23 protein-coding genes are annotated in these 23288 nt (G+C 70.8%); 14 read left to right on the top strand and 9 right to left on the bottom strand.

Translation table 11 applies throughout. The features are described from left to right. Nucleotides 1–95: 95 nt before the first annotated feature. Genes purL through grxD form a run of 3 tightly spaced genes read left to right on the top strand, consistent with a single transcriptional unit; the run spans nucleotide 96 to nucleotide 2878 of the window. The gene (gene purL / locus GT007_RS05505; RefSeq protein WP_160120581.1) at nucleotides 96–2279 is read left to right on the top strand and encodes a phosphoribosylformylglycinamidine synthase subunit PurL; all 2184 of its coding nucleotides are present in this window, start codon (nucleotides 96–98) and stop codon (nucleotides 2277–2279) included. Nucleotides 2280–2288: 9 nt separating this feature from the next. Next, nucleotides 2289–2528, top strand: coding sequence for a BolA family protein (locus GT007_RS05500; RefSeq protein ID WP_160120744.1), 240 nt, complete (start codon nucleotides 2289–2291; stop codon nucleotides 2526–2528). An 11-nt stretch (nucleotides 2529–2539) separates the two neighbouring features. Then, nucleotides 2540–2878, top strand: a complete 339-nt coding sequence (gene grxD / locus GT007_RS05495; RefSeq protein ID WP_160120580.1) for a Grx4 family monothiol glutaredoxin — start codon at nucleotides 2540–2542, stop codon at nucleotides 2876–2878. 46 nt (nucleotides 2879–2924) lie between these two features. On the opposite strand, the gene GT007_RS05490 is transcribed toward grxD, so the two are convergent. Further along, nucleotides 2925–4079, bottom strand: a complete 1155-nt coding sequence (locus GT007_RS05490) for a phosphoserine transaminase (RefSeq protein ID WP_160120579.1) — start codon at nucleotides 4077–4079, stop codon at nucleotides 2925–2927. A 45-nt stretch (nucleotides 4080–4124) separates the two neighbouring features. Between GT007_RS05490 and GT007_RS05485 the strand changes: the two genes are divergently transcribed. From GT007_RS05485 to ybaL, 10 genes are all read left to right on the top strand, one after another. Continuing rightward, nucleotides 4125–5165 (top strand): adenosine deaminase family protein, encoded by a 1041-nt coding sequence (locus GT007_RS05485; RefSeq protein WP_160120578.1) that lies wholly within the window; start codon nucleotides 4125–4127, stop codon nucleotides 5163–5165. Beyond that, nucleotides 5162–6130 (top strand): Bug family tripartite tricarboxylate transporter substrate binding protein, encoded by a 969-nt coding sequence (locus GT007_RS05480; RefSeq protein WP_160120577.1) that lies wholly within the window; start codon nucleotides 5162–5164, stop codon nucleotides 6128–6130. The genes GT007_RS05485 and GT007_RS05480 overlap by 4 nt, the downstream gene beginning before the upstream one ends. 97 nt (nucleotides 6131–6227) lie before the next feature. Continuing rightward, the gene (locus GT007_RS05475) at nucleotides 6228–6449 is read left to right on the top strand and encodes a hypothetical protein (protein WP_160120576.1); all 222 of its coding nucleotides are present in this window, start codon (nucleotides 6228–6230) and stop codon (nucleotides 6447–6449) included. A 70-nt stretch (nucleotides 6450–6519) separates the two neighbouring features. Then, nucleotides 6520–7689 carry an MFS transporter gene (locus tag GT007_RS05470; RefSeq protein ID WP_160120575.1) on the top strand — a complete coding sequence of 390 codons (1170 nt, stop codon included), beginning with the start codon at nucleotides 6520–6522 and terminating at the stop codon, nucleotides 7687–7689. Between the two features lie 59 nt (nucleotides 7690–7748). Beyond that, nucleotides 7749–8519, top strand: coding sequence for a molybdate ABC transporter substrate-binding protein (gene modA / locus GT007_RS05465; RefSeq protein ID WP_160120574.1), 771 nt, complete (start codon nucleotides 7749–7751; stop codon nucleotides 8517–8519). A 4-nt stretch (nucleotides 8520–8523) separates the two neighbouring features. After that, nucleotides 8524–9219, top strand: a complete 696-nt coding sequence (gene modB / locus GT007_RS05460; protein ID WP_160120573.1) for a molybdate ABC transporter permease subunit — start codon at nucleotides 8524–8526, stop codon at nucleotides 9217–9219. Then, entirely contained in the window at nucleotides 9219–10319 is a 1101-nt protein-coding gene (modC, locus tag GT007_RS05455) for a molybdenum ABC transporter ATP-binding protein (RefSeq protein WP_160120572.1), read from the top strand. The genes modB and modC overlap by 1 nt, the downstream gene beginning before the upstream one ends. 16 nt (nucleotides 10320–10335) lie before the next feature. After that, entirely contained in the window at nucleotides 10336–11817 is a 1482-nt protein-coding gene (locus GT007_RS05450) for an aldehyde dehydrogenase family protein (RefSeq protein ID WP_201451802.1), read from the top strand. Between the two features lie 11 nt (nucleotides 11818–11828). Further along, the gene (locus tag GT007_RS05445; protein ID WP_160120570.1) at nucleotides 11829–12197 is read left to right on the top strand and encodes a winged helix-turn-helix domain-containing protein; all 369 of its coding nucleotides are present in this window, start codon (nucleotides 11829–11831) and stop codon (nucleotides 12195–12197) included. 70 nt (nucleotides 12198–12267) lie between these two features. Continuing rightward, nucleotides 12268–14010, top strand: a complete 1743-nt coding sequence (ybaL, locus tag GT007_RS05440; RefSeq protein WP_160120569.1) for a cation:proton antiporter domain-containing protein — start codon at nucleotides 12268–12270, stop codon at nucleotides 14008–14010. A gap of 1 nt (nucleotide 14011) precedes the next feature. Here the strand turns inward: ybaL and GT007_RS05435 are convergent, their stop codons facing one another. After that, the gene (locus GT007_RS05435) at nucleotides 14012–16435 is read right to left on the bottom strand and encodes a glycosyltransferase (RefSeq protein WP_160120568.1); all 2424 of its coding nucleotides are present in this window, start codon (nucleotides 16433–16435) and stop codon (nucleotides 14012–14014) included. Nucleotides 16436–16471: 36 nt separating this feature from the next. On the opposite strand from GT007_RS05435, the gene GT007_RS05430 reads away from it, so the two are divergent. After that, complete coding sequence (locus GT007_RS05430; RefSeq protein ID WP_160120567.1) at nucleotides 16472–17443, top strand: LysR family transcriptional regulator; 972 nt, start codon at nucleotides 16472–16474, stop codon at nucleotides 17441–17443. Here the strand turns inward: GT007_RS05430 and GT007_RS05425 are convergent. From GT007_RS05425 to GT007_RS05395, 7 genes are read right to left on the bottom strand one after another with little or no spacing between them, the layout of a single operon-like run. Next, a complete protein-coding gene (locus tag GT007_RS05425) occupies nucleotides 17440–18183 on the bottom strand; it encodes an enoyl-CoA hydratase (protein ID WP_160120566.1) in 744 nt (247 codons plus the stop codon). The two genes, GT007_RS05430 and GT007_RS05425, sit on opposite strands and share 4 nt — an antisense overlap. After that, entirely contained in the window at nucleotides 18180–18932 is a 753-nt protein-coding gene (locus tag GT007_RS05420; protein WP_160120565.1) for an SDR family NAD(P)-dependent oxidoreductase, read from the bottom strand. The genes GT007_RS05425 and GT007_RS05420 overlap by 4 nt, the downstream gene beginning before the upstream one ends. After that, on the bottom strand, nucleotides 18929–20278 hold the full coding sequence (locus GT007_RS05415; protein WP_160120564.1) for a formimidoylglutamate deiminase: 1350 nt from the start codon (nucleotides 20276–20278) through the stop codon (nucleotides 18929–18931). The genes GT007_RS05420 and GT007_RS05415 overlap by 4 nt, the downstream gene beginning before the upstream one ends. After that, nucleotides 20275–21006 carry an amino acid ABC transporter ATP-binding protein gene (locus tag GT007_RS05410; RefSeq protein WP_160120563.1) on the bottom strand — a complete coding sequence of 244 codons (732 nt, stop codon included), beginning with the start codon at nucleotides 21004–21006 and terminating at the stop codon, nucleotides 20275–20277. The genes GT007_RS05415 and GT007_RS05410 overlap by 4 nt, the downstream gene beginning before the upstream one ends. Continuing rightward, a complete protein-coding gene (locus GT007_RS05405) occupies nucleotides 21003–21653 on the bottom strand; it encodes an amino acid ABC transporter permease (RefSeq protein ID WP_160120562.1) in 651 nt (216 codons plus the stop codon). The genes GT007_RS05410 and GT007_RS05405 overlap by 4 nt, the downstream gene beginning before the upstream one ends. Next, nucleotides 21653–22273 carry an amino acid ABC transporter permease gene (locus tag GT007_RS05400; RefSeq protein WP_236571518.1) on the bottom strand — a complete coding sequence of 207 codons (621 nt, stop codon included), beginning with the start codon at nucleotides 22271–22273 and terminating at the stop codon, nucleotides 21653–21655. The genes GT007_RS05405 and GT007_RS05400 overlap by 1 nt, the downstream gene beginning before the upstream one ends. A 48-nt stretch (nucleotides 22274–22321) precedes the next feature. Next, a complete protein-coding gene (locus tag GT007_RS05395; RefSeq protein ID WP_160120561.1) occupies nucleotides 22322–23152 on the bottom strand; it encodes a transporter substrate-binding domain-containing protein in 831 nt (276 codons plus the stop codon). Nucleotides 23153–23288 lie beyond the last annotated feature (136 nt).

Genomic DNA, 23288 nt, shown 5'->3' with positions numbered 1-23288 from the left:
ACGCCGTGTGCCCATGCGGGGCATGCGCCGCCACCCCCTCTCGCGGCGCGGAAAACTCTGCTAACCGGCCCCTGCCGTAAATGCCCGGAGCGCCCATGGAACTCTTGCCCGCCGACCGCGCCAGCCAGCTTGCCGCCCAGTTCGGCCTGAAGCCCGATGAGTTCGAGCGCGCGCTCGCCATCCTGGGCCGCCAGCCGACCCTGACGGAGCTCGGCATCTTCTCCGTCATGTGGTCGGAGCATTGCTCCTACAAATCCTCCCGCGTGTGGCTGAAGCAGCTGCCGACCAAGGCGCCCTGGGTGATCCAGGGCCCGGGCGAGAACGCGGGCGTGATCGACATCGGTGAAGGCCTGGCCGCCGTCTTCAAGATGGAAAGCCACAACCACCCGTCCTTCATCGAGCCCTATTCGGGTGCCGCGACCGGCGTGGGCGGCATCCTGCGCGATGTGTTCACCATGGGTGCCCGCCCGGTGGCCAACCTGAACGCGCTGCGCTTCGGCGACCCGAAGCTGCCCCGCACCCGCCGCATCCTGGATGGCGTGGTCCGCGGCATCGGCGGCTATGGCAATTGCGTGGGCGTGCCGACCGTGGGCGGCGAGGTGAACTTCCACCCCGCCTATAACGGCAACCCGCTGGTGAACGCGATGACGGTGGGCATCGCCCCCGCCGACCGCATCTTCACCGCCGCCGCCAGCGGCGTGGGCAACCCGGTGGTCTATGTCGGCTCCAAGACCGGGCGCGACGGCATCCATGGTGCCACCATGTCCTCGGCCGAGTTCGACAAGGACAGCGAGGAAAAGCGCCCGACCGTGCAGATCGGCGACCCGTTCGCCGAGAAGCTGCTGATCGAGGCCTGCCTGGAGCTGATGGCCACCGATGCGATCGTCGCGATCCAGGACATGGGCGCCGCTGGCCTCACCTCCTCGGGCGTCGAGATGGCGGGCAAGGGCGGCATGGGCGTGGAACTGGTGCTGGACGATGTGCCCCAGCGCGAGGAAGGCATGTCCGCCTATGAGATGATGCTCTCCGAGAGCCAGGAGCGCATGCTGCTGATCCTGAAGCCGGGCCGCGAGGCCGTGGCCGAGGCGATCTTCCACAAATGGGAGCTGGATTTCGCCGTCATCGGCCATCTGACCGATACCGGCCGCATCGTGATCCGCCACAAGGGCCAGATCGAGGCGGACATTCTGCTGGCGCCGCTGGAATCCGAAGCGCCCCTGTACCACCGCCCCACCGAGGAAACCCCCAAGCAGCCCCCGCTGCCCCCGGTGGCCGACCCCGTGGGCATCATCCCGGCGCTGAAGACGCTGGTCGCCAGCCCCGACCTGTGCAGCCGCCGCTGGATCTGGGATCAGTACGACGCCCAGGTGGGCGGCCAGACCAGCAAGCGCCCCGGCCAGGCCGACGCGGCCGTGGTGCGCGTGGAAGGCAAGCGCCGCGCGCTGGCCATGACCACCGACTGCACCCCGCGCTATGTGGTGGCCGACCCCGAGGCGGGCGGTGCCCAGGCCGTGGCCGAGGCATGGCGCAACATCACCGCGACCGGCGCCCTGCCGCTGGCGATCACGGACAACATGAACTTCGGCAACCCCGAGAAGCCGCGGATCATGGGCCAGTTCGCCGCCGCCGTGCGCGGCATGGCCGCCGCCTGCACCGCGCTGGACTTCCCGGTCGTGAGCGGCAACGTCTCGCTGTACAACGAGACCGAGGGCCAGCCGATCCTGCCCACCCCCGCCATCGGCGGCGTGGGCGTGATCGAGGATCTGGCGAACGCCGTGGGCCTGTCCATGCCCGCCAAGGCCGAACTGGTGCTGATCGGCGCGACCGCCGGGCATCTGGGGCAGTCGATCTGGCTGCGCGACATCGCGGGCCAGGAGGCCGGCCCGCCCCCGCCCGTGGACCTGGCCGCCGAGCGCCGCAATGGCGATTTCGTCCGCGCCCAAATCCTGGCCGGTAAGGTCCTGGCCTGCCACGACCTGTCCGATGGCGGGCTGCTGGTGGCGCTGGCCGAGATGGCCATGGCCTCCGGCATCGGCGCCGTCATCAGCGCCTCGGGCGACCATGGTTTCTGGTTCGGTGAGGACCAGGCCCGCTACATCCTGGCCGTGCCGGATGCCGCCGCCCTGCTGGCCGAGGCCCAGGCCGCCGGCGTGCCTGCGCAAAAGCTGGGGGTTTCCGGCGGAGAGAGCTTGGAACTGGACCGGATTGGTTCCATATCTGTCGCTGAACTGACGGACGCGCATGAATCCGCGCTGCCGAAGCTGATGGAAGGGATCTGAGCCTTGCCGATGCAGCCCGAGGAGATCAGCGGCTTTATCAAGGCCGCACTCCCCGACGCCGAAGTGACCATCACCGACCTGGCCGGCGATGGCGATCATTACGCCGCCCATGTCACCAGTGACGCGTTCCGGGGCCTGTCCCGGGTGAAGCAGCACCAGCTGGTCTATGCCGCCCTTCAGGGCCGCATGGGCGGCGTGCTGCACGCCCTGGCCCTGACGACCGCCATTCCCGAATCCACCTCCGTCTGAGGAATCCAGACATGTCCGAGAACCCGGCTTTCGAGCGTATCAAGGCTGAAATCGACAGCTCCCCGGTGGTGCTGTTCATGAAGGGCACCCCGGTGTTCCCGCAATGCGGCTTTTCCGCCCGCGTGGTGCAGATCCTGTCCCACCTGGGCGTGCCGTTCAAAGGCGTGAACGTGCTGGAAGACTACGAGATCCGCGAAGGGATCAAGGCCTACACCAACTGGCCGACCATCCCGCAGCTGTATGTGAACGGCGAGTTCGTCGGCGGCTGCGACATCGTGACCGAGATGTTCCAGGACGGCGAGCTGCAGCAGACGCTGGGCGAAAAGGGCATCATCCCCGCCCAGGCCTGACGGCCCAAGGGGGGAGCCGGGGGGGCCTTGAGCCCCCCCTTATTCTTTACCCGCCTACTTCTTCAAGTGCCCAGTCAAGCCAAGGCAGCAATGCCTTGATATCGCTGGTCTCCACCGTCGCCCCGCCCCAGATGCGCAGAGAGGGCGGCGCGTCGCGGTAGCCGCCCGCATCCAGCGCCACGCCTTCTTCCTCCAGCAGGGCCGCCAGCTTCTTGGCCAGCTTCGCCTGGGCCTCGGGCGCCAGGGCGCGGAACGCCGCGGTGTCGGGTGCGATGCAGATCGACGTGTTGGAGCGCAGCGCCGGGTCCCCGGCCAGAAAGCGCCAGCGCCCGCCATTGCCGACCCACGCTTCCACGGCGGCCAGATTGGCCCGGCTGCGGGCGATCAGCCCATCCAGCCCGCCCACGCTTTCCGCCCAGCGCAGCCCGTCCAGCGCATCCTCCACGCACAGCATGCTGGGGGTGTTGATGGTGTCGCCCTTGAAGATGCCCTCGATCAGCTTGCCGCCGCTGGTCAGGCGGAAGATCTTGGGCATGGGCCAGGCGGGGGTGTGGCTTTCCAGCCGCTCCACCGCGCGCGGGCTCAGCGCCAGCATGCCGTGCGCGGCCTCACCGCCCAGCACCTTCTGCCAGGACCAGGTGACGACATCCAGCTTGTCCCAGGCCAGCTCCATGGCGAAGGCGGCCGAGGTGGCGTCGCAGATCGCCAGCCCTTCGCGGTCGGCCGGGATCCAGTCGCCATTAGGCACCCGGGCGCCGCTGGTGGTGCCGTTCCAGGTGAAGACCACGTCGTTGGACCAGTCCAGCGCCGACAGGTCCGGGATGGAGCCATAGGGCGCCTTCAGCACCTGGGCCGGGATGTGCAGCTGCTTGGTGATGTCGCTGGCCCAGGCATCGCCGAAGCTCTCGAAGGCCACGACCTGCACGCCGCGCGGGCCCAGCAGGTGCCACAGCGCCATCTCGATCGCGCCGGTGTCGGAGGCGGGGACGATGCCCAGCCGCCAGCCCTGGGGCATGCGCAGCACGGATTGGGTGCGCTCGATCACCTCGGCCAGCCGCGCGCGGGCGGGGGCGGCGCGATGGGATCGGCCCACCAGCGCGCCTTCCAGCGCGGACAGGGACCAGCCCGGGCGCTTCGCGCAGGGGCCGGAGGAGAAACAGGGATTCGCCGGGCGCGTGGCCGGCCGCTCAGCCTTGCTCATGCGCGCAGCCATTGCGCCGGAACGGCCATCGCGCAAGGGTGGCCCATGCTGACCGAAGCTTTTTTCCGCGCGATCCCCAAACTCGCGCTGCACGATCACCTGCTGGGCACCATCGCCCGCGAGACCTTCCAGGACCTGGCAAGGCTGCGCGGCGCCGCCATCACGGCCGAGGAGATCGCCGCCTTCTACATCCGCGGGGAGAAGCCTGTGGGCGTGCTGCGCGCCTTCCGAGCCCTGGAAGCGGAGGTGCTGCAACAGCCCGAGGACTTCCACCGCATCACCTATGAATACCTCGCCGCCCATGCGCGCCACGGGGTGGTGCATGCGGAAATCTTCTGGAACCCCACCGGCAGCGCCCGCAATGCCGCCGAATATGCCCGGCTGCGCTCCGGCATCCTGGCCGCCTTCGAGGATGCGAGGCGCGACCTGGGCATCTCGGCCCTGCTGATCCCCTCCATCGACCGCGAGGCCCCGCCCGAGGCCGCCATGGCCCTGGTGGAATGGATGATCGAGGAGCCGGACCCGGTGGCGGTCGGCATCGGCATCGACTACAATGAGGTGAAGGGCCCGCCGGAGCTGTTCGTGCCGGCCTATCAGCTCGCGGGCCGGCACGGGTTGCGCCGCACCGCCCATGCCGGGGAATTCGGCTGCCCGCCCGCCAATATCCGCATCGCCATCCACCAGATGGGGGTGGACCGGCTGGACCACGCCTATACCGCCGTGGACGACCCGGAGCTGTGCCGAGAGATCGTGGACCGGAACCTGATCGTTACCGTGGTGCCCACCAACAGCTACTACCTGCGCACCCTGCCCCGCGAATCCTGGGCCGCCGAGCACCCGATCCGCCGCATGCCGGGCCTCGGCCTGCGCATCCACCCGAACACCGACGACCCGACCATGCATCTGGTGGACCCCAGCCGCGCCTGGTCGATGATGCACCGGGATTTCGGTTTCGGGCCGGAGGCATTGCGCGGCTTCCTGTTGAACGGCATTGAGGGGGCCTTCGTGGAGGAAGCGCAGAAATCCGTCTGGCGGGCCGAGCATCTGGCCGCCTTTGACCGTCTGCTGAAGGATACCGCGCCGTGACCCTGCCCCGCCGCTCGTTGCTCGCCCTGCCCGCTTTGGTGCCTTCCCTGGCCCGGGCGCAGTCCTGGCCCAGCCGCCCCATCACGCTGATTGTGCCCTTCGCGGCCGGCGGCAATGTCGATTCGGCGGCCCGCATGGTGGCGCCGGAACTCGGCCGCCGCCTGGGCCAGAATGTGGTGATCGAGAACGTGCCCGGCGCCGGCGGCACCATCGGGGTGGAGCGCGTGGCCCGCGCCGCGCCCGATGGCCACACGCTGATCGTGGCGGTGGAAAGCACCATGGCGATCTCTCCGGTGCTGACGCCGCAGGCCGTGCGCTATGACGCCGTGCGGGATTTCGCCCCCGTCGCCATGCTGGCCACCCTGCCGCTGACGCTGGTGGGCCGCACCGACCTGCCGGCCGCCGATTTCGCGGCGCTGGTCGAACTCTCCAAGCGCGGCCAGGGGCTGACCTATGCCACCTCCGGCGTCGGCACCGCGCATCACCTGCTGGGTGAGATCATCGCCCAGCGCACCGGCGCGAAGCTGGAGCACGTGCCCTATCGCGTCTCTGCCCAGATCCCGACCGATGTGATGGGCGGGCGGCTGGACCTGACCATCCTGACCGTGACCCTGACCGCACCGCTGGTGCGGGAGGGCAAGCTGAAGGCCTATGCGGTCAGCTCCGCCGCGCCGCATCCGGCGCTGCCGGGCGTGCCCACGCTCAGCAGCCAGCCGGGGTTGGCGGGCGTGAACCTGGAAGTGTGGCAGGGCATTTTCGCCCCCGCGCGGACCGACCCCGCCATCGTCGCCCGCCTGGCCGCCGAGACCAGCGCCACCCTGGCCGACCCCGAGATCCAGCAGCGCCTGGCCGGAATCGGCATGACGCCCTCCACCCTGACGCGCGACGCGCTGGGCGCCTATGTGGCCGAGGAAATCACGCGCTATGGCGAGGTGATCCGCAGCGCGAATATCCGGGTGGATTAACCGGGCCTTCACCTTTGTCCCGCATTTTGGGATTGAAGGAAGGTTTCTGGATATGACCTCGGTCACACCTGCCCTGGGCCCGATCTTTCCGGCAAGCTTGCCGCGGATCAGCCCAGGCAAGATTTCCCCGGACGAGATGATGGGGCGCCACAGCCTGTATTACCCGCTGGGCGCGCCCATTGCCTCGCTGACGACGATTCTGGAGGCCGCGAGCGCCTCCGAACTCGCCGAGCACACGCGCGAAAAGCCCGAGCCCACGCGCCCGCCCCCGATCGCCACGGTGCAGGAGCGCGGGGCGAAGGTGGATATCAGCACCTGATGCCCCCCCGCCTGATGCCAAGGCAACAGGCGGAAGGCGCGGCCTGGCCTGGCCCTCTATGCCTGCGGGCATGCATCATCTCATCCGCGCCGCCGCCGGCATCCACGCCGCCGACCAGCTTCTCCTCGCCGCCCTGCCGCTGATCGGCGGGCTGGTCCTGCATCTGGAACCTTCGGGCATCGCGGCGCTGGTTGCCATGCCGGGCTTCGCCTGGCTGCTGGCCTCCCTGCCCGCGGGCGTGCTGGTGGACCGCTGGCCGCGCCACCGCGTGCTGCTGCTGGCGGCGGGGCTGGTGCTGGGCGGGCAATTGGCCGCGATGCTGGGCCTGCCGCTGGGCGCCGGGGCGCTGGGGCTGGCGGCGCTGCTGGCCAGCCTGGGCACCGTGATCTTCGTGCTGGCGGCCGGGGCCACTGTGCCGGTGCTGGCCGCGCGAGAGGGTTTCGCGGGCGCTAATGCGAAGCTGGAACTGGCGCGCGCCGGGGCCTCCTTGTTGGCCCCCATCCTGGCCGGGTGGTGCGCGGCGCGCGGCCTGGGCGTGCTGGCGCTGGGTTTGGGGGCGCTGGGGTCCGTCGCCGCGCTGCTCGCCACGCGCGGCCTGCCCGCCCTGCCCCCGCCGCCCGCCCGACACGCGCCCATCCTGCAAGGCTTGAAGGAGGGGGCGGGTTTCCTCGCCCGCCAGCCGCTGCTGCGCGCGGTGTTCGGCTGTGCCCTGTGCTGGAATTTCGGCTTCTTCGCCTGGCTGGCGGCGGTGGTGCCCTATGCGCTGAACGTGGCGGGGCTGTCGGCGGCCAGCACGGGTGCGGCGCAGGCGGGGTATGGGCTGGGCATGCTGCTGGGGGCGGCCTCGGCGCCCTGGCTGCTGCGGGGCACGGCGCCCGCGCTGGTGCTGCTGGGCGGGCCGGGCGTGTCGGTGCTGGCCGCCCCGTTGCTGCTGGGCGCGCCGGGTGCCGCCTCCCTGGCGCTGGCGGCGTTCCTGCTGGGGTTCGGCCCCATGCAATGGGCCATCGCCCAAGTCAGCCTGCGCCAGGCCGTGACCCCGCCGGAGTTGCTGGGCCGGGTCGGTGCCTCGCTGCAACTGGCCATCTATGGCGTGCGGCCGCTGGGCGCGCTGTCGGCGGGTGCGGTCATGGCCGCCTGGGGGCCGGGGGCGGGCATCGCGCTGGCGGGCTGCGCCTTCCTCGCTTCCTTCCTGGTGTCCGCGGCCTCCCCGCTCGCCCGGCTGCGCGTCATGCCGGGGTGATGGACGCGGGTCGCCCGGGTCGCTATATTTTTTGGAATATAGAGCCCGGGAACCTCACCATGATCTTCCGCCGCGCCTTGCTGGCCTGCGCGCTGGCCTTCGCCATCCCTGGCGCCGCCAAGGCGCAGGAGCAGCTGACCGTCTTCGCCGCCGCCAGCCTGACGGACGCGCTGCGCGCCCTCGGCCTGGCCTGGCAGCAGAAGGGCAACCCGGCGCCGCGCTTCTCCTTCGCGGCCTCCTCCGGCCTCGCGCGGCAGATCGAACAGGGCGCGCCGGCGGACCTGTTCATCTCGGCCGACGAGCCCTGGGCCGACTATCTGCAGGAACGCAACCTGCTGGTGAACGCCACCCGCGTCAGCCCCATCGGCAATTCCCTGGTGCTGATCTCCCCGGCCGGCGCCGCCCGGCCCGTGGCGCTGGCGCGCGGCACCGATCTGGTGGCGCTGCTCGGCCCCCAAGGCCGCATCGCCACCGGCGACCCGGCGCATGTGCCCGTGGGCCGCTATGCCCAGGCCGCGCTCACCTGGATGGGCCAGTGGGATGCCCTGGCCCCCCGCCTGGCCCGGGCGGACAGCGTGCGCTCCGCCCTGCTGCTGGTGGAACGCGGCGAGGCCCCCTATGGCATCGTCTATGGCACCGATGCCGCGATCAGCCAGGGCGTGCGGGTGGTCGGCACCTTCCCCGCCGAAAGCCACACCCCCGTCACCTACCCCTTCGCCGTCACCCGCCGGGCGGAGGGCAATGCCCAGGCCCGCGCCTTCCTGGCCTTTCTGACCGGGCCCGAGGCGCGGCCGACCTGGGAACGGTTCGGCTTCCGCCTCGCGCAGTAAGGCATTGGATTTCCTCTCCCCCGAGGAATGGCAGGCGGTCAGGCTCAGCCTGATCGTCGCGCTGCGGTCGGTCGCCGTCTCCCTGGTGCCGGCGATCGCCATCGCCTGGGTGCTGGTGCGCGGGCGCTTCCCCGGGCGGATGCTGCTGGATGCGCTGGTGCACCTGCCGCTGGTGGTGCCGCCCGTGGTGGTGGGCTGGGGGTTGCTGATGCTATTCGGCGTGCGCGGGCCCATCGGCGCGCCCTTGCAGCACTGGTTCGGCATCCGGCTGGTGTTCAGCACGGATGGCGCGGCGCTGGCCACCGCCGTCATGTCCTTCCCGCTGATCGTGCGCGCGGTGCGGCTGGGGCTGGAGCACGCGGATCTGGGCCTGGAACAGGCCGCCCGCACCCTGGGCGCCGGCCGGTGGGACGTGTTCCTGACCGTGACCCTGCCGCTGATGACCCCGGGCATCCTGGCCGGGGCCGTCACCGCCTTCGCGGCGGGCTTGGGGGAATTCGGCGCGGTGATCACCTTCGCCTCGAACATCCCCGGTGAGACCCAGACCCTGCCGCTGGCCATCTATGCCGCCACGCAATCCCCGGGCGGCGAGGGCACGGCGGCGCGGCTCGCCCTCGTCTCCTTCATCCTGGCCATCACCGGGCTGCTGGCGGCGGAGCTGATCGCGCGCCGCATGAACCGCCTGCTGGGGCGGGGCTGATGCTCTCGGTCGCGCTGCAACATGCCTTTCCCGGCGGCTTCGCGCTGGACCTGGCCTTCGAGGCGCCGTCGGAGGGCGTGACGGTGCTGTTCGGGCCCTCCGGCTGCGGCAAGAGCACCGTGCTGGCCGCCGTTGCCGGGTTGCTGCGGCCGGACCATGGGCGGGTCGCGCTGGATGGCGCCGTGCTGCTGGACACCGCCGCCCGCATCGCCCTGCCGCCCGAGGCCCGGCGCTGCGCCACCGTCTTCCAGGATGCCCGGCTGTTCCCGCACATGTCGGTGGACAGCAACCTGCGCTACGGCCTGCGCCGCGCGCCCCGGGGTGCGGCCGGCCCGGCTTTCGAGGAGGTGGTGGCGCTGCTCGGCATCGGCCATCTGCTGGGCCGCCGCCCGGCCGGGCTGTCGGGCGGGGAGCGCCAGCGCGTCGCACTCGGCCGCGCCCTGCTGGCCCGCCCGCGCCTGCTGCTGATGGATGAGCCGCTGGCCGCCCTCGATTCCGGCAGGCGGGCGGAGGTGCTGCCCTTCCTGGCCCGGCTGCGAGACGCGGCGCGCCTGCCCATCCTGTACGTGACCCACGCGCTGGATGAGGTGGATGCGCTGGCCGACCACCTGGTGCTGCTGCGCGAAGGCCGCATCCTGGCCCATGGCCGGCCGGAGGATCTGACCGCCCGCACCGACCTGCCGCTGGCCGCGCGCCGCGATGCGGGCGTGCTGCTGCCGGTCTGCGTGCTGGGGCACGACCCGCATGGCGGCATCACGCGCCTCGGCTTTCCCGGCGGCGAACTGGTCACCAGCCTGCGGCCGGAGGCCCCGGGCAGCGTGATGCGCCTGCGCCTGCGCGCGCGCGACGTGGCGGTGGCCACGGAGGAACCGCGCAACATCTCCACCCGCAACATCCTGCCGGTGCGGCTGGTGGCCATCGCCCCGGCGGCCGAGGCGCGGGAGGTGTTCCTGCACCTCGCCATCGGCCCCACCATCATCCTCGCCCGCGTCACGCAGGACAGCGTGGAGCGGCTGGGCCTGGCCCCGGGGCGTGACCTCTGGGCCTTGATCAAGGCGGTCACTTTCGACCATGCAGGGCTGCCAGAGCCCCGCCGATAAGCATGAGGAACCAGCCATGAACCATATCCCCTCGACCCACCCCTTTCTGGACGGCAAGCCCAAGCGCCTGCTGATCGACGGCAAATGGCTGGAGGCCGCGAGCGGGCGCACCTTCACCACCATCAACCCCGCGACCGGCGAGACACTGGCCGAGGTCGCGGAGGGCGACGCGGAGGATATCGACCGCGCCGTCGCCGCCGCCCGCCGTGCCTTCGAGGGGCCGTGGTCGCGCGTCACGCCCTATGAGCGGCAATGCATCCTGCTGCGCCTGGCCGATCTGCTGGATAAGAACTTCGAGGAAATGGCGGCGCTGGACACGCTGGACATGGGCGCGCCCATGCAGCGCACCCTGGCCAACCGCCAGCGCGCCGTGGGCATGCTGCGCTATTATGCGGGCCAGGCCGTCAGCATCCATGGCGTGACGACCGATGTCTCGATCCCCGGCGATTTCGCGGCCTTCACCCGCAAGGAAGCGGTGGGCGTGGTGGGGGCGATCATCCCCTGGAACGCGCCGCTCTCCTCCTCGATCTGGAAGCTGGGGCCGGTGCTGGCCACCGGCTGCACCGTGGTGCTGAAGCCCGCCGAGGAAGCGCCGCTGACGCCCCTGCGCCTGGCCGAGCTGTGCCTGGAGGCCGGCGTGCCGCCGGGGGTGGTGAATGTGGTGCCGGGCTTCGGCGAGACCGCGGGTGCGGCGCTCGCCGCCCATATGGGCGTGGACAAGGTGGCCTTCACCGGCAGCCACTTCACCGGCCAGAAGATCGTGCAGGCGAGTGCGACCAACCTGAAGCGCGTCTCGCTGGAACTGGGCGGCAAGTCGCCCGACATCGTCTTCGCCGACGCCGATCTGGATGCCGCCGTGCCGGGCGCCGCCATGGCCGTCTTCGCCAATTCCGGCCAGATTTGCAGCGCCGGCACGCGCCTGTTCGTCGAACAGAAGGTCTATGAGGAATTCACCCATCGCGTGGCCGATTTCGCCAGCAAGCTGCGCGTGGGCGATGGCCGCGACCCCGAGACCCAGGTCGGCCCCCTCGTCTCCACCGAGCAGCTGGAGCGCGTCACGGGTTATCTCGCGATCGGCCGGCAGGAAGGGGCGAAGCCGCTTTCGGGCGGCGAGCGCCTGACCGAGGGCGCGCTGGCCAATGGCTATTTCGTGCCGCCCACCATCTTCGCCGATGTGCGCGATGAGATGCGCATCGCGCAGGAGGAAATCTTCGGCCCCGTGATCTCCGCCATCCCCTTCACCGACATCGACGAGGTGCTGGCGCGCGGCAACGCCAGCAATTTCGGCCTGGGCAGCGGCGTGTGGACGCGCGATGTCAGCAAGGCGCACAAGCTGGCCAAGGGGCTGCGGGCGGGCTCCGTCTGGGTGAACTGCTATCAGGCGATGGACCCGGCCATGCCCTTCGGCGGCTATAAGATGAGCGGCTACGGCCGTGAGGGCGGCCCCACCCATGTGGACGAGTACCTGAACACCAAGGCCGTCTGGATCAAGACCTGAAGGGATCGCCCATGAGCCGCCATCGCAACGCCCCCCCGCCCGAGGCCGCCGTGCTGAGCCTGCGGGTGGACCTGCCCCAGGGCCGCATCGGCCCGGGCAAGGTGGCGCTGCTGGAGGCCATCGGGCGGGAGGGCTCGATCTCCGCCGCCGGGCGCGCCATGGGCATGAGCTACAAGCGTGCCTGGGACCTGGTGGACACGCTGAACCAGATGCTGGCCGAACCCGTGGTGGCCGCCACCCCGGGCGGGGTCGGCGGCGGCGGCGCGGCGCTGACCCCGGCGGGCGAGGCGCTGATCCGCGACTATCGCCTGCTGGAAGCGGCGGCGGAGGAAGCGGCGGCCGGGTATCTGGCCTCGCTCGCGGCGCGCATGAAGGGCTGAATTCTCCATTCCGATGGTTGCGCTGCCGTAAGCGCCGCGCAATCTGAGGGGAGCCACCGCAGAGACCTTCATGCCCGCACACCAGACACCGCTGATCGCCACCATCGCCGCGGGTCTGGTGCTGGCCTATATCATCGGGCTGATCGCGCACCGGCTGCGCATCCAGCCGCTGGTGGGGTATCTGCTGGCGGGCGTCATGGTCGGGCCCTTCACCCCGGGCTTCGTGGCGGACCAGGCCCTGGCCAGCGAATTGGCCGAGATCGGCGTGATCCTGCTGATGTTCGGCGTGGGGCTGCATTTCTCCCTGAAGGACCTGATGGCGGTGGCCCGCGTCGCGGTGCCGGGCGCCCTGCTGGAAATCTCGGCGGCGACGCTGCTGGGCGGGGGGCTTGCCTGGCTGATGGGCTGGGGGCTGGCGGCGGCCGTGGTGTTCGGCTTGGCGCTGTCGGTGGCCAGCACCGCCGTGGTGGTGCGGGGCTTGCAGGAACGCCGCATGCTGGAAACCGAGCGCGGCCGCATCATCGTGGGCTGGCTGGTGGTCGAGGACCTGGCCATGGTGGTGGCGCTGGTGCTGCTGCCGGCGCTGGCGGGCATGGCGGGCGGGCACGGCCCCGCGCTGTCGCACCAGGCGGTGCTGACCACGTTGGGCATCACGCTGGCCAAGGTCGCGGGCTTCATCATCTTCATGCTGGTGGCCGGGCGGCGGATCATCCCCTGGCTGATGCACTACACCGCCCATACCGGCTCGCGGGAGCTGTTCCGCCTCGCGGTCTATGCCACGGCCTTGGGCATCGCCTTCGTGGCGGCGCATTTCTTCGAGGCCTCCTTCGCGCTGGGGGCTTTCGTGGCGGGCATCGTGCTGGGTGAGACCAAGCTGAGCCAGCGCGCCACCGAGGAAGCCATGCCGCTGCGCGATGCCTTCGGCGTGCTGTTCTTCGTCTCGGTGGGCATGCTGTTCAACCCGGCGATCCTGCTGGCCCGGCCGCTGGCGGTGCTGGGCACCATCGCCGTTATCATGCTGGCCAAGACCGCCGTGGTGTATGGCGCGCTGCGGCTGTTCGGCTACCGGCGCACCACCTCGCTTTCGGTCGCGGCGCGGCTGGGGCTGATCGGGGAGTTCAGCTTCATCCTGATCGGCCTGGGCGTGGCGCTGGGGCTGGTGCCGCCGGCGGCGCGCGACCTGGTGCTGGCGGGCGCCATCCTGTCCATCCTACTGAACCCGGTGCTGGTCTCGCTGGCCGATGGGGTGGTGGAGGTGAAGGCCCGCGTGCTGGCCGCCGTGGGGCGCGGCCCCGTGGTCCCGGCCCCCTTGCCCGAACCGGTCGCCGAGCCCGAACCCGCCCCCGAACCCGAGGTGGTGGCCCCCACCCCCACCAGCCTGTCCGGGCATGACATCGTGGTGGGGCATGGCCGGGTGGGCTCGCTGGTCACGGCCGGTCTGCTGGCCGCCGGCCGCCCGGTACTGGTCATCGAGGACCGCAGCGAGGCGCGGGAGGCAGCCCGGCTGGCCGGGGCCGAGGTGATTGACGGCAACGCCGCCACCCCGGCCGCCCTGGCGCTGGCCAATCTGGCGGGGGCACAGCGCCTGTTCGTCACCATCCCCGAGAGCTTCGAGGCCGGCCAGGTGGTGATGCAGGCCCGCGCCGCCAACCCGGGGCTGGAGATCCTGGCCCGCGCCCATTCCGATGCCTGCTACGAGCATCTGGAGAATATGGGCTCCAACCTGACCATCCTGGGCGAGCGCGAGATCGCCCACCGCATGCTGGAACGCGCCCGGCAGGATGAAGTGGCGGAGCTGGTGAAGGCCGAGTAACCTATACTCTCGCCGCCGCGATCGCGGCCTGGAAATCCGCCCGCACGGCGGCCTCACCGAAGCGGTCCGCGATGAATCGCAACCCCTCCGCCGAAAGATGCGCGTTCCAGGCGGCGTCGGTTTCCAGCCGGTGCAGCTTGGCGGCGATGCCGGGGGCGTCCTCCGCCAGCAGCCAGGCCAGGTCGCCGGTCAGGCCCAGCCCCTCCGCCGCGATGGCGGTCATCACGCAGGGCAGGCCATGGGCCAGGCTGTCCAGCACCTTGCCCTTGATGCCCGCGCCATAGCGCAAGGGCGCCACCGCCGAGCGGTGGCGGTGCAGCGCCGGCGCCAGCTCCGGCACGAAGCCCGCCACCTGGATATCCCCATGGCTTTCGGCCAACACGGGCGGGGTGGGGTTACTGCCATAGACGGTGACGGGCAGGCCGCGCAGCAGCGGGCGCAGCTCACGGCCCATCCACAGCACGGCATCGGCATTGGGGGCGTGGTTGAAGCCGCCCAGGAAGCAGGAGCCGCGCCGCTCGGTGAAGGGCAGCGGGGGCGGGTGGATCGCCACCGGCCAGGTGACGACATGCACCCGCGCCTGGGGCACCAGCTCCCGCAGCAGACTCGCCTCCAGCGCGGAATGCACGATGGTGGCGTCCGCGATGCCGATCAGGGCGAGTTCGGCATGGCGCATCGCCTCCGCCCGGGCGGTGGCGCGCGGGTCGGCTTCCAGCGCGGCCTCGCGTTCCAGCCGCAGGAAATGCAGGTCGCATACCGAGAAGATGACGGTGGCCTTCGGTGCCAGCCGGCGCGCCAGGCCCAGGTATTTGTCGGCGCTGCCGTAGCGGTACAGGTAGATCAGGTCGGGCGGCTGCGGCATGCGGCGCAGCACTTCCTCCACACTGTGGCGATAGGGGGCGTGGAAGCACTGGATGCCACGCCGTTCCAGCGCCGTGGTGTAGGGGCCGTCGGCCTCCATCACCTCCGACGGCACGAAGGACAGGCGATAGCCGAGCCCCTGCAACAGCCGCATATGCTGCACGGAGGCTTGGCTGCCCGCATCCTTGTCCGGCGTCGGCGTGGCCTCGTCGATGAACAGGGCGCGGGGGGCGGCGGAACGCTCGGCCTCCTGTTCCGGGTTCTGGCCGGTGGTGCCGTGGCTTGCCAGCACATCGGCCCAGCGGGCGCGGAACTTCGCCTGGTTCAGCTTCTGGTGGCGCTTCACGCCCGCCTCGATGTCGGTGCCGTGGGAACGGCCCTCCAGGTGGATGATGCGGGCGGCGGGCTGCACCACCACCCGCCGCCCAGCGGCGCGGGCGCGGAAGCACAAATCCACATCCTCGTAATAGGCGGGGGAGAAATGCGCGTCGAAGCCGCCCAGTTGCCGGAACAGCACGGCCGGCAGCATCAGTGCCGCCCCCGAGACGTAATCGGCATCGCGCAGGAAGCTGTAGCGCGGGTCCTCGGCTTCCTCGTTGCGGCCGTAGTTCCAGGCATCGCCGTGGCGCCAGACGATGCCGCCCGATTCCTGCAGCGTGCCGTCCTCATTCAGCAGGGCCGCGCCCACCACACCGATGGCGGGGTCCAACGCGAAGGTGGCCAGCATCTCATCGAGCCAGCCGGGGGTGGCCAGGGTATCGTTGTTCAGGAACAGCAGGGTGCGGCCGCGCGCGGCCGCCGCCCCGGCATTGCAGGCGCCGATGAAGCCGAGGTTCCTCTCCTGCCGCAGCGGGCGGATATTGCCCGACAGCCGCGCCTGCGCGGTGCCGTCGGTCGAGGCATCATCGACCAGGATCACCTCGAACGCCGTGCGCGGGGCATGGGCGATCAGGCTGGCAATGCAGGCATGGGTCAGCGCCCACTGGTTGTGGGCGGGGATGATGACGCTGACTTCCGGCAGCCCCTCGGGCAGGTGCAGGGGCATGGAGGCATCGTATTCGGTGCTGGCCGCGGCTTCCTCGGGCAGGGCGGCCTGGGCGGCCTCGGCCAGGGCCAGGGCGCGGCGCAGGCTGGTGATCACGGGCGCCAGGTCACCGGCCGCGCGGGCCCGGCGGGCGCTGTTCTCCACCAGGCCGGAGAGCAGCCGCCCCACCCCGGCATCGAAGCCCCCGGCGCGGTGGATGATCCGGCCCATGCCCTCGATCAGTTCATGGCCCGTGGCGGCATCGCGCAGGCGCACCAGGGCGGTGGTGCCCGCCATCAGCGCATGCACGGGGCGGATGCTGAAGCCATGGCGGCCATCGCCGATGCCGGCCGCTTCCAGATCCGGGCGGTAATTGGCGGCGATGACGCGCGCCATCGGCACGTCATCCAGCAGCAGTTCCAGCTCGACACGGCGCTCGGGGGCGGCGGGGTCGCGCACCCAGCCCGCGATCTCCTGCGCGGAGAACACATCCACGCTGCATTGCAGGGCGGCGGCGAGGGGTGGTGTTTCATCCGGCATGGACCGCCATTTAGGCGCAGGGCCGCCGGCACGTCCATGCCGCGCGCGTGCTATAGCGGCGGCATGGATATCCGCCAGTTGAGCCTGTTCCGCCGCGTGGCCGAGGAAGGCAGCTTCTCCCGCGCCGCCGCCGTGCTGGGCATCACCCAGCCCGCCCTCAGCCGCCGCATCCGCGCGCTGGAGGAGGAGCTGGGCACCGCCCTGCTCTATCGCAACGGCCGCGGCGTGGTACTGACCGAGGAAGGGCGCCGCTTCTCGGAGGCCGTGGTGCCGGTGCTGGAGGAACTGTCGCGCATCCGCGCCGCCGCCATGGCCGCGAGCGGGGCGGTGCGCGGCAAGCTGAGCATCGCCATGCCGCCCTCCGTCGCGGCCAGCCTGGCGCCGCCCCTGCTGCGCCACGCGCGGGAGAAGATGCCCGATCTGGAACTGCACCTGATGGATGCCTTCACCGGCACCATCCATGAATGGCTGACCAGCGGGCGGGTGGATATCGCGGTGCTGAACCCGATGCGCCAGAACCCCGCCATCCACAGCGAGCCCCTGTTCGACGCGGTGCTGTATCTGTGCCACGCGCCGGGTGACGCGCGAGTGGCCGGGCTGCTGAACGCCGAGGGCGACATCCCGATGGCGGCGCTGGCCGGCCTGCCGCTAATGCTGCCCGGCCGCCACCACGGGCTGCGGCGGGAGCTGGAGGCAGGCTTCGCCGCCGCCGGCATCGCCCCCGGCCGCATCGAGGATGTGGATTCCCTGCACGCCCTGGCCCATCTGGTGGCCGAGGGCATGGGCTACACCATCTCGGCCTGGGATGCGCTGGGCATGGAACTGCGCCAGGGCCATGTCGCCGCCACCCGGATCGTGGCGCCGGTGCTGCTGCACGAATTCGTGCTGGCGACCTCGGCCGAGCGCCAAGTCTCACCCGCCGCGCGCGCGGTGATCCGCTTCCTGCGGGCGGAGGTCAGGCGGCTGGTGGAGACCGGCCGCCTGAAGGGGCTGCTGCCAGAAAGCTAGTGCTTCTTCCCGAACCCCGCCATCATCCGCTTGGGCTCATCCGTCAGCCAGCTTCTCGCGAAGGCCGGAATGCCCGCCGCGATGCCTTGCGTCACGGATTTGTCCTCCCATTCGCGGATCAGCGCCTTCTGGTTGCGGATGGAAACGGGGCCGGCCAACAGCAGCAGGTCGATCCATTCCTGCACCGCACCGTCCAGCGCCTCGGGTTCCGCCACGCGCTCCACCAGGCCCCAGTCGAGGGCCTCCTCGGCCGAGATGGTCTCACCCAGCAGCAGCAGGCGGCGGGTGCGGCCCCAGCCGATCAGCCCCGGCAGCAACGCCGCCTCGACCACCGAGGGGATGCCGACGCGCACCTCCGGCATGCCGAACTTGGCGGCGCTGGATGCGATGCGCAGGTCGCAGGCGGCCGCGATCTCCAGCCCCGCACCCAGGCACCAGCCATTGATGCGGGCGAAGACCGGCACCGGGCAGTCGCGGATGGCGCGGCAGGCGGCGTGGACATTCTCGATGAAGGCCTGGCCCTGGGCGGGGGTTTCGACGCGCCCCATCTCCGTGATGTCGGCGCCGCCGACGAAGGCGCGCCCGCCCTCTCCGGTCAGCACCACGCAGCGGGCGGTGTCGGGCACGGCGGCGAAGGCCGCGGCGAACTCGCGCAGCAGCGCCGAGCCCATGGAATTCAGCTTGCGATCGTTTGCAATGGTGATGCGCGCGACCTCACGCGAGAAATCTTTCTCGATCAATGCATTACATCTCCTCCGTTGGGCGACAGGGTAGCGCCGCAATAGAAGCTGCCCCCTGGACCCGCGAGGAGCAAGGCCGTGTATGCGATGTCGATGGGCTGACCGAGCCGGCCCATGGGCAGGCTGCGTTCCATCGCCTCGTGCCATTCGCGCGGGCGCTGGGCCGTCAGGTCGGTCACGATCGGGCCAGGGGCCACGGCATTCACCAGCACGCCCTTGGGCGTCGCCTCATAGGCCAGGGCGCGGGTCATGCCGACGATGGCGGCCTTGGCCATGGCATAGGGCACGACCATGGGCGCGCCCTTCAACGCGATCTGGGAGGCGACATTGATGATCCGCCCAGCCCCGCGCGCCACCATGCCCGGATAGACCGCCTGGGCCATCAGAAACATGCCGCGCGCGTGCACGTTCATCACGCGCTCGTATTCCTCCTGGGAGAAATCCTCGAAGGGATGGCGGATGTTGATACCGGCGTTGTTGACCAGGATGTCGGGCGCGCCGATGGCCGCCGTCGCGGCCTCGACGAAAGCCTGGATGACCGGCGCATCCGCGCCCATGTCGCAGCTGGCGTGGAAAGCGCGGCGGCCCATCGCACGGATCGCCTCGGCCACCTTCTCGGCCTCGGCATCGTCCTCATAGTGGTTGAAGGCGATGTCCGCGCCGTTCTCGGCGAACAGCAGTGCGGTCGCCCGCCCGATGCCGCGGCTGCCGCCGGTGATGAACGCGATTTTCCCCGCCAACTGGCTCATGCCCAGATATCCCTCATCGCCTTGGTGTAGTCCGCGCGGATGGCGGGCATGGCGATGTGCCGTCCCTCCTCCACCAGCACGCGGCCCGCGACGGCGGTGGTCTTCACCACGCCACGCCCGGGGCCGAACACCCAGGCATCGAGCGCGGCATCGGCCGAGAGGTCAATCAGGTCTGGGTGGTCCGAATCCAGCTCGACCAGGTCGCAGCGCAAACCGGGGGCAATGGCGCCGATGGGCGCGCCCGCCGCGCGGGCACCGCCCGCCAGCGCGCGGCGATACAGCAGGCCGGCCGGGTGCGGCTCGGCATCCGTGGCCGCGACGCTGCGCTGTTCCAGCGCCAGGCGCTGGCTGGTTTCCAGCTGCCGCAGCTCCTGCGCCGGGTCCAGGCAGACCTGGCTGTCGCTGCCCACCCCCAGCGCGCCGCCCACGCCCAGCCATTCCGGCAGGCGGAAGGTGCCGTCGCCGAGCGAGGCTTCGGTGTGCGGGCACAGCCCGGCGATGGAGCCGGACTGGCCGAGGGCCACCACCTCCGCATCGTCCAGGTGCGTCGCGTGGATGAACACCCAGCGCGGGCCCACCAGCCCGTTTTCCAGCACCCATTCGGCGGGGCGCAGGCCGGTGGCGGCCACGCATTCCTCCACCTCACGGCGCTGCTCGGCGAGATGCATGTGGATGGGGCCGGCCCAAACGTCGCTCAGCTCCTGCAGCATCTCGGGCGTCACGGCGCGCAGGGAATGCGGCGCCACGCCCAGGCCCACGCGCGGGCCCTTATGGCGGTGCAGCGCCGCCATCATGCCCATGAACTGGTCCAGATCGTTCAGGAAGGGGCGCTGGCCGGGGTTGGGCTCCGCGCCGAAAATGCCGCCATGGCGGTACAGGCTGGGCAGCAGCGTCAGGCCGATGCCGGAACGCTCGGCGGCCGCGATGTGGCGCAGGCCCATTTCCTCCCGCGCGGCATAGGGCGTGCCGTCGGGCTGGTGGTGCAGATAGTGGAATTCGCAGAGGTGGGTATAGCCACGCTCCAGGCATTCCGCGTGCAGCATGGCGGCCACGGCCTCGGCGCTGTCGGGGTTCATGCGCGCCACTACGGCATACATGGCGATGCGCCAGGTCCAGAAACTGTCGGTGCCGGAACCGCGCCGGTCCGCCCGTCCCGCCATGGCGCGCTGGAAGGCGTGGGAGTGCAGGTTGGGCAGGCCCGGCACCACCAGGCCCATCCGCCGCGCATCGCCGGGCGCGGCCCCCGGGGTGACGGCGGTGATGGTCCCTGCCCCATCCGCCTCGATCAGCACGTCACGCGCCCAGCCTTCGGGCAACCATGCCTCGGCCGCGAAGAAAGAAGTCATCCCTGTGCCCACGCCACCCTGTCGAGATAGGTCTTGAGAAAGCCCTTCACGCGGGGTTCCGCGCCGGGGCCGAACATGTCCTTGGGCGGTGCCACCTGCACCACCTGGCCATGGTCCAGGAACATCACCCGCGTGGAAAGCCCCGCGATGAAGCCCATCTCGTGGCTGACCACCAGCATGGTGGTGCCGGCGCGCGCCAGGTCGCGGATCACGTCCAGCACCTCGGTGGTCAGCTCGGGGTCGAGGGCCGCGGTGGGCTCATCGAACAGCAGCACGCGCGGTTCCATGGCCAGCGTCCGGGCGATGGCCACGCGCTGCTGCTGGCCGCCCGACAGCCCCGCGGGCTTGCGCCCGGCCTGCGCCGCGAGACCGACCCGCGCCAGCGCCGCATCGGCCTTGGCGTCGGCCTCGCGCCTGGGCAGCTTGCGCACCAGCTTCAGGGCGAGCGCCACATTCTCTCGCGCGGTCAGGTGCGGCCACAGGCCGAAATGCTGGAACACCATGCCGATGGCGCCATCGCCCGGCGTGGCGGGTTTGCCCTCCACCAGCACCCGGCCGGAGGCGATGGGATCGAGCCCCGCGATGCAGCGCAGCAGCGAGGATTTGCCCGAACCCGAAGGCCCGATGATCCCGATAGCCTCGCCCGCTTCCACTGTCAGGTCGATGCCGCGCAGGATCTCGGCCTGGCCCACCTTGCGCCACAGGGCGCCGACTTCCAGCACGCTCATGCCGCAAGGGCCCTTTCGATGCGTTTTTCCACGCGGCGCGCGGCCCAGGCCGTGGCCTCGACCAGCGCCCAATAGCCCAGCGCCAGCACCAGCGTGGTTTCCACCACCGCGAAGCTGGCCGAACCCACCGCCTGCATGCGGAAGGTGAATTCCGGCACGGTGATGATGGACAGCACGGCGGTTTCCTTGATGAGGATGACGGCGAGGTTCGCCAGCGCCGGCAGCACGCCCAGCGCCATCACCGGCAGCATGATGCGCAGCACGGTCTGCGTGCGGGACAGGCCGAGCAGGCGCGCGGCCTCCAGCTGCGCCGGGGGCACGGCCATGAAGCCCGCGCGGAATACCTCGCTGAAATAGGCGGCGCCATAGACGGAGAGTGCGACGAAGCCCGCCACCGGCGGCGACAGGTCGATGCCGATGAACGGCCCGCCGAAATACAGCAGGAAGCACTGCACCAGGAAGGGCGTGCCGCGCACCACCTCCACCACCGCGACCAGGGGGGCGCTCAGCAGGCGCGGCGCGAAGAAGCGCGCGGCGCCGACCAGAAAGCCCAGCGCCATGCCCGCCGCGACCGCCGACAGCCAGATCGCCAGCGTGACCGGCAACCCGCGCGCGGCGGCCGACAGGCTCTCGTAGAACACGGCCATCAGGCGGCCCTCCCGCGCGTGAGGAAGGAGAGCGAGAGGTTGATGACGAGATAGATGATGCCGCACAGCATATAGGCTTCCAGCGGCTGGAAGGTGCTGGCGGCCAGGGCCTGGGCGCTGCGCGTCAGTTCCAATATGCCAACCACCGAGATCAGCGAGGACGCCTTGATGATCATGATCGCCTCACCCACGATGGCAGGGCGCATGGCCTGGATGGCGATGGGCAGGCGGATGCGCAGCAGGATCTGCGCGGGTGTCAGGCCCAGCAGCCGCGCGGCCTCGATGCCCGCATGCGGCACCAGCGCGAGGCCCCCGCGCAAAATCTCGGCCATATAGGCGGCGCAGCACAGCCCCATGGTGCCGATGCCCGCCACCACCGCCGGCAGGTCGATGCCCAGGAAGGGCAGCGCGAAATAGGCCAGCAGCAGTTGCACCAGCAGCGGCACGCCCCGGAAGAAGCTGACATACAGCAGCGCCCAGCGATGCCCCGCCATGCTGGCGGCCGCGATCGGCGCGCCCAGCAACAGCCCGATCAGGATCGCCCCCGCCGAGGCCCACAGCGTGGCCAGCGTGGCCCACAGCATGGGCGGCAGGGCTTCCTGCACGAATTCCCAGGTCAAGCGTGATTACCCCGGAGAAACCGGGCGGGTCGCCCCGCCCGGGCCAGATCAGACAGAGGCTTCGGCGACGCGCGCGGGCACGGTGAAGCTCTCGCCGAACCACTTGGTCTGCAGCGCGGCCAGGCGGCCGTCGCCGCGCATGGCGTCGATCACGCCATCCACCGCATCCATCAGCGGCGCGCTGTCGGCGTCCTTGCGGCTGATATAGCCGAAATAGACCGGCGCGCCGAAGGGCGGGCGCACCACGCTGAACACGCCGCGCCGCTGCTGCGCCGTATAGGCGATGTTGGGCAGGGAGTTCGCCACCGCCACCACGCGCCCCGCCGCGAGGTCCGCATAGGCCTCGGAGAAGCTCTGGTACTCGCGGATCTGGGTGTTGAAGTTGTTGCGCTGGATATAGGCCTGCAACTGCGCCAGCTGGGCGGTGGCCTGGGCGCAGCCCACGGTCTTGCCGTTGATGTCCTCGGGCTTGGCGATGCTGGCGTCATTGGCGCGCTTCAGCAGGGCCACGGTCGCGTCCGCCACCGGGGCGCTGAAGCGGTAGCGCTCCTGCCGGGCGCGGGTGATGGTGGCGGGGCCGGCCACCAGATCGTAACGCGCGGCCTCCAGCCCCGGCAGCACCGACGGCCAGGGCAGGTCGATGAAGCGGATGCGCAGGTTCAGCGCCTTGCCCACCTCCGCGAACAGCTCGACGTTCAGCCCCACCTGGGTGCCGCCCTGGGTGAAGTCGAAGGGCGCGAAATGCAGCTCGGTGGCGACCACCAGCTCACCGGCCTGGCGGGCCTTTTCCAAGGCATTGGCACGGGCCACGGCGGGGATGGCCAGGCCGGCGGCGGCGCCCAGCACCGCGGCGCGGCGGGTGATGGAAAATTCGGTCATTCAGCTCTCCCTGGGCGAGATGGCCCATTGCGTATCGGCGTGCGGTCCGTGGTCCCTGCATTCCGTCCCGCCAACCCGGCTTCTCCGGCTTTTGGTTGACATGACAGGTCATGACAGTAGTCTGACCCCCAGCGGG

The organism is Rhodovarius lipocyclicus, assembly GCF_009900765.1.
Classification (GTDB): domain Bacteria; phylum Pseudomonadota; class Alphaproteobacteria; order Acetobacterales; family Acetobacteraceae; genus Rhodovarius; species Rhodovarius lipocyclicus.
The sequence above is the reverse complement of the archived record's forward strand: the minus strand, read 5'-3'. Positions and strand labels throughout refer to the sequence as shown.

Bases quoted from the DNA above. Each gene is read 5' to 3' on its own strand.
- GT007_RS05500 (WP_160120744.1), top strand. From the start codon at position 2,289: ATGCAGCCCGAGGAGATCAGCGGCTTTATCAAGGCCGCACTCCCCGAC.
- purL (WP_160120581.1), top strand. From the start codon at position 96: ATGGAACTCTTGCCCGCCGACCGCGCCAGCCAGCTTGCCGCCCAGTTC.
- GT007_RS05470 (WP_160120575.1), top strand. From the start codon at position 6,520: ATGCATCATCTCATCCGCGCCGCCGCCGGCATCCACGCCGCCGACCAG.
- GT007_RS05405 (WP_160120562.1), bottom strand. From the start codon at position 21,653: ATGGCCGTGTTCTACGAGAGCCTGTCGGCCGCCGCGCGCGGGTTGCCG.
- GT007_RS05435 (WP_160120568.1), bottom strand. From the start codon at position 16,435: ATGCCGGATGAAACACCACCCCTCGCCGCCGCCCTGCAATGCAGCGTG.
- GT007_RS05490 (WP_160120579.1), bottom strand. From the start codon at position 4,079: ATGAGCAAGGCTGAGCGGCCGGCCACGCGCCCGGCGAATCCCTGTTTC.
- GT007_RS05420 (WP_160120565.1), bottom strand. From the start codon at position 18,932: ATGAGCCAGTTGGCGGGGAAAATCGCGTTCATCACCGGCGGCAGCCGC.
- grxD (WP_160120580.1), top strand. From the start codon at position 2,540: ATGTCCGAGAACCCGGCTTTCGAGCGTATCAAGGCTGAAATCGACAGC.
- GT007_RS05410 (WP_160120563.1), bottom strand. From the start codon at position 21,006: ATGAGCGTGCTGGAAGTCGGCGCCCTGTGGCGCAAGGTGGGCCAGGCC.
- ybaL (WP_160120569.1), top strand. From the start codon at position 12,268: ATGCCCGCACACCAGACACCGCTGATCGCCACCATCGCCGCGGGTCTG.
- GT007_RS05445 (WP_160120570.1), top strand. From the start codon at position 11,829: ATGAGCCGCCATCGCAACGCCCCCCCGCCCGAGGCCGCCGTGCTGAGC.
- GT007_RS05430 (WP_160120567.1), top strand. From the start codon at position 16,472: ATGCCGCGCGCGTGCTATAGCGGCGGCATGGATATCCGCCAGTTGAGC.
- GT007_RS05395 (WP_160120561.1), bottom strand. From the start codon at position 23,152: ATGACCGAATTTTCCATCACCCGCCGCGCCGCGGTGCTGGGCGCCGCC.
- modC (WP_160120572.1), top strand. From the start codon at position 9,219: ATGCTCTCGGTCGCGCTGCAACATGCCTTTCCCGGCGGCTTCGCGCTG.
- GT007_RS05450 (WP_201451802.1), top strand. From the start codon at position 10,336: ATGAACCATATCCCCTCGACCCACCCCTTTCTGGACGGCAAGCCCAAG.
- modA (WP_160120574.1), top strand. From the start codon at position 7,749: ATGATCTTCCGCCGCGCCTTGCTGGCCTGCGCGCTGGCCTTCGCCATC.
- GT007_RS05415 (WP_160120564.1), bottom strand. From the start codon at position 20,278: ATGACTTCTTTCTTCGCGGCCGAGGCATGGTTGCCCGAAGGCTGGGCG.
- GT007_RS05485 (WP_160120578.1), top strand. From the start codon at position 4,125: ATGCTGACCGAAGCTTTTTTCCGCGCGATCCCCAAACTCGCGCTGCAC.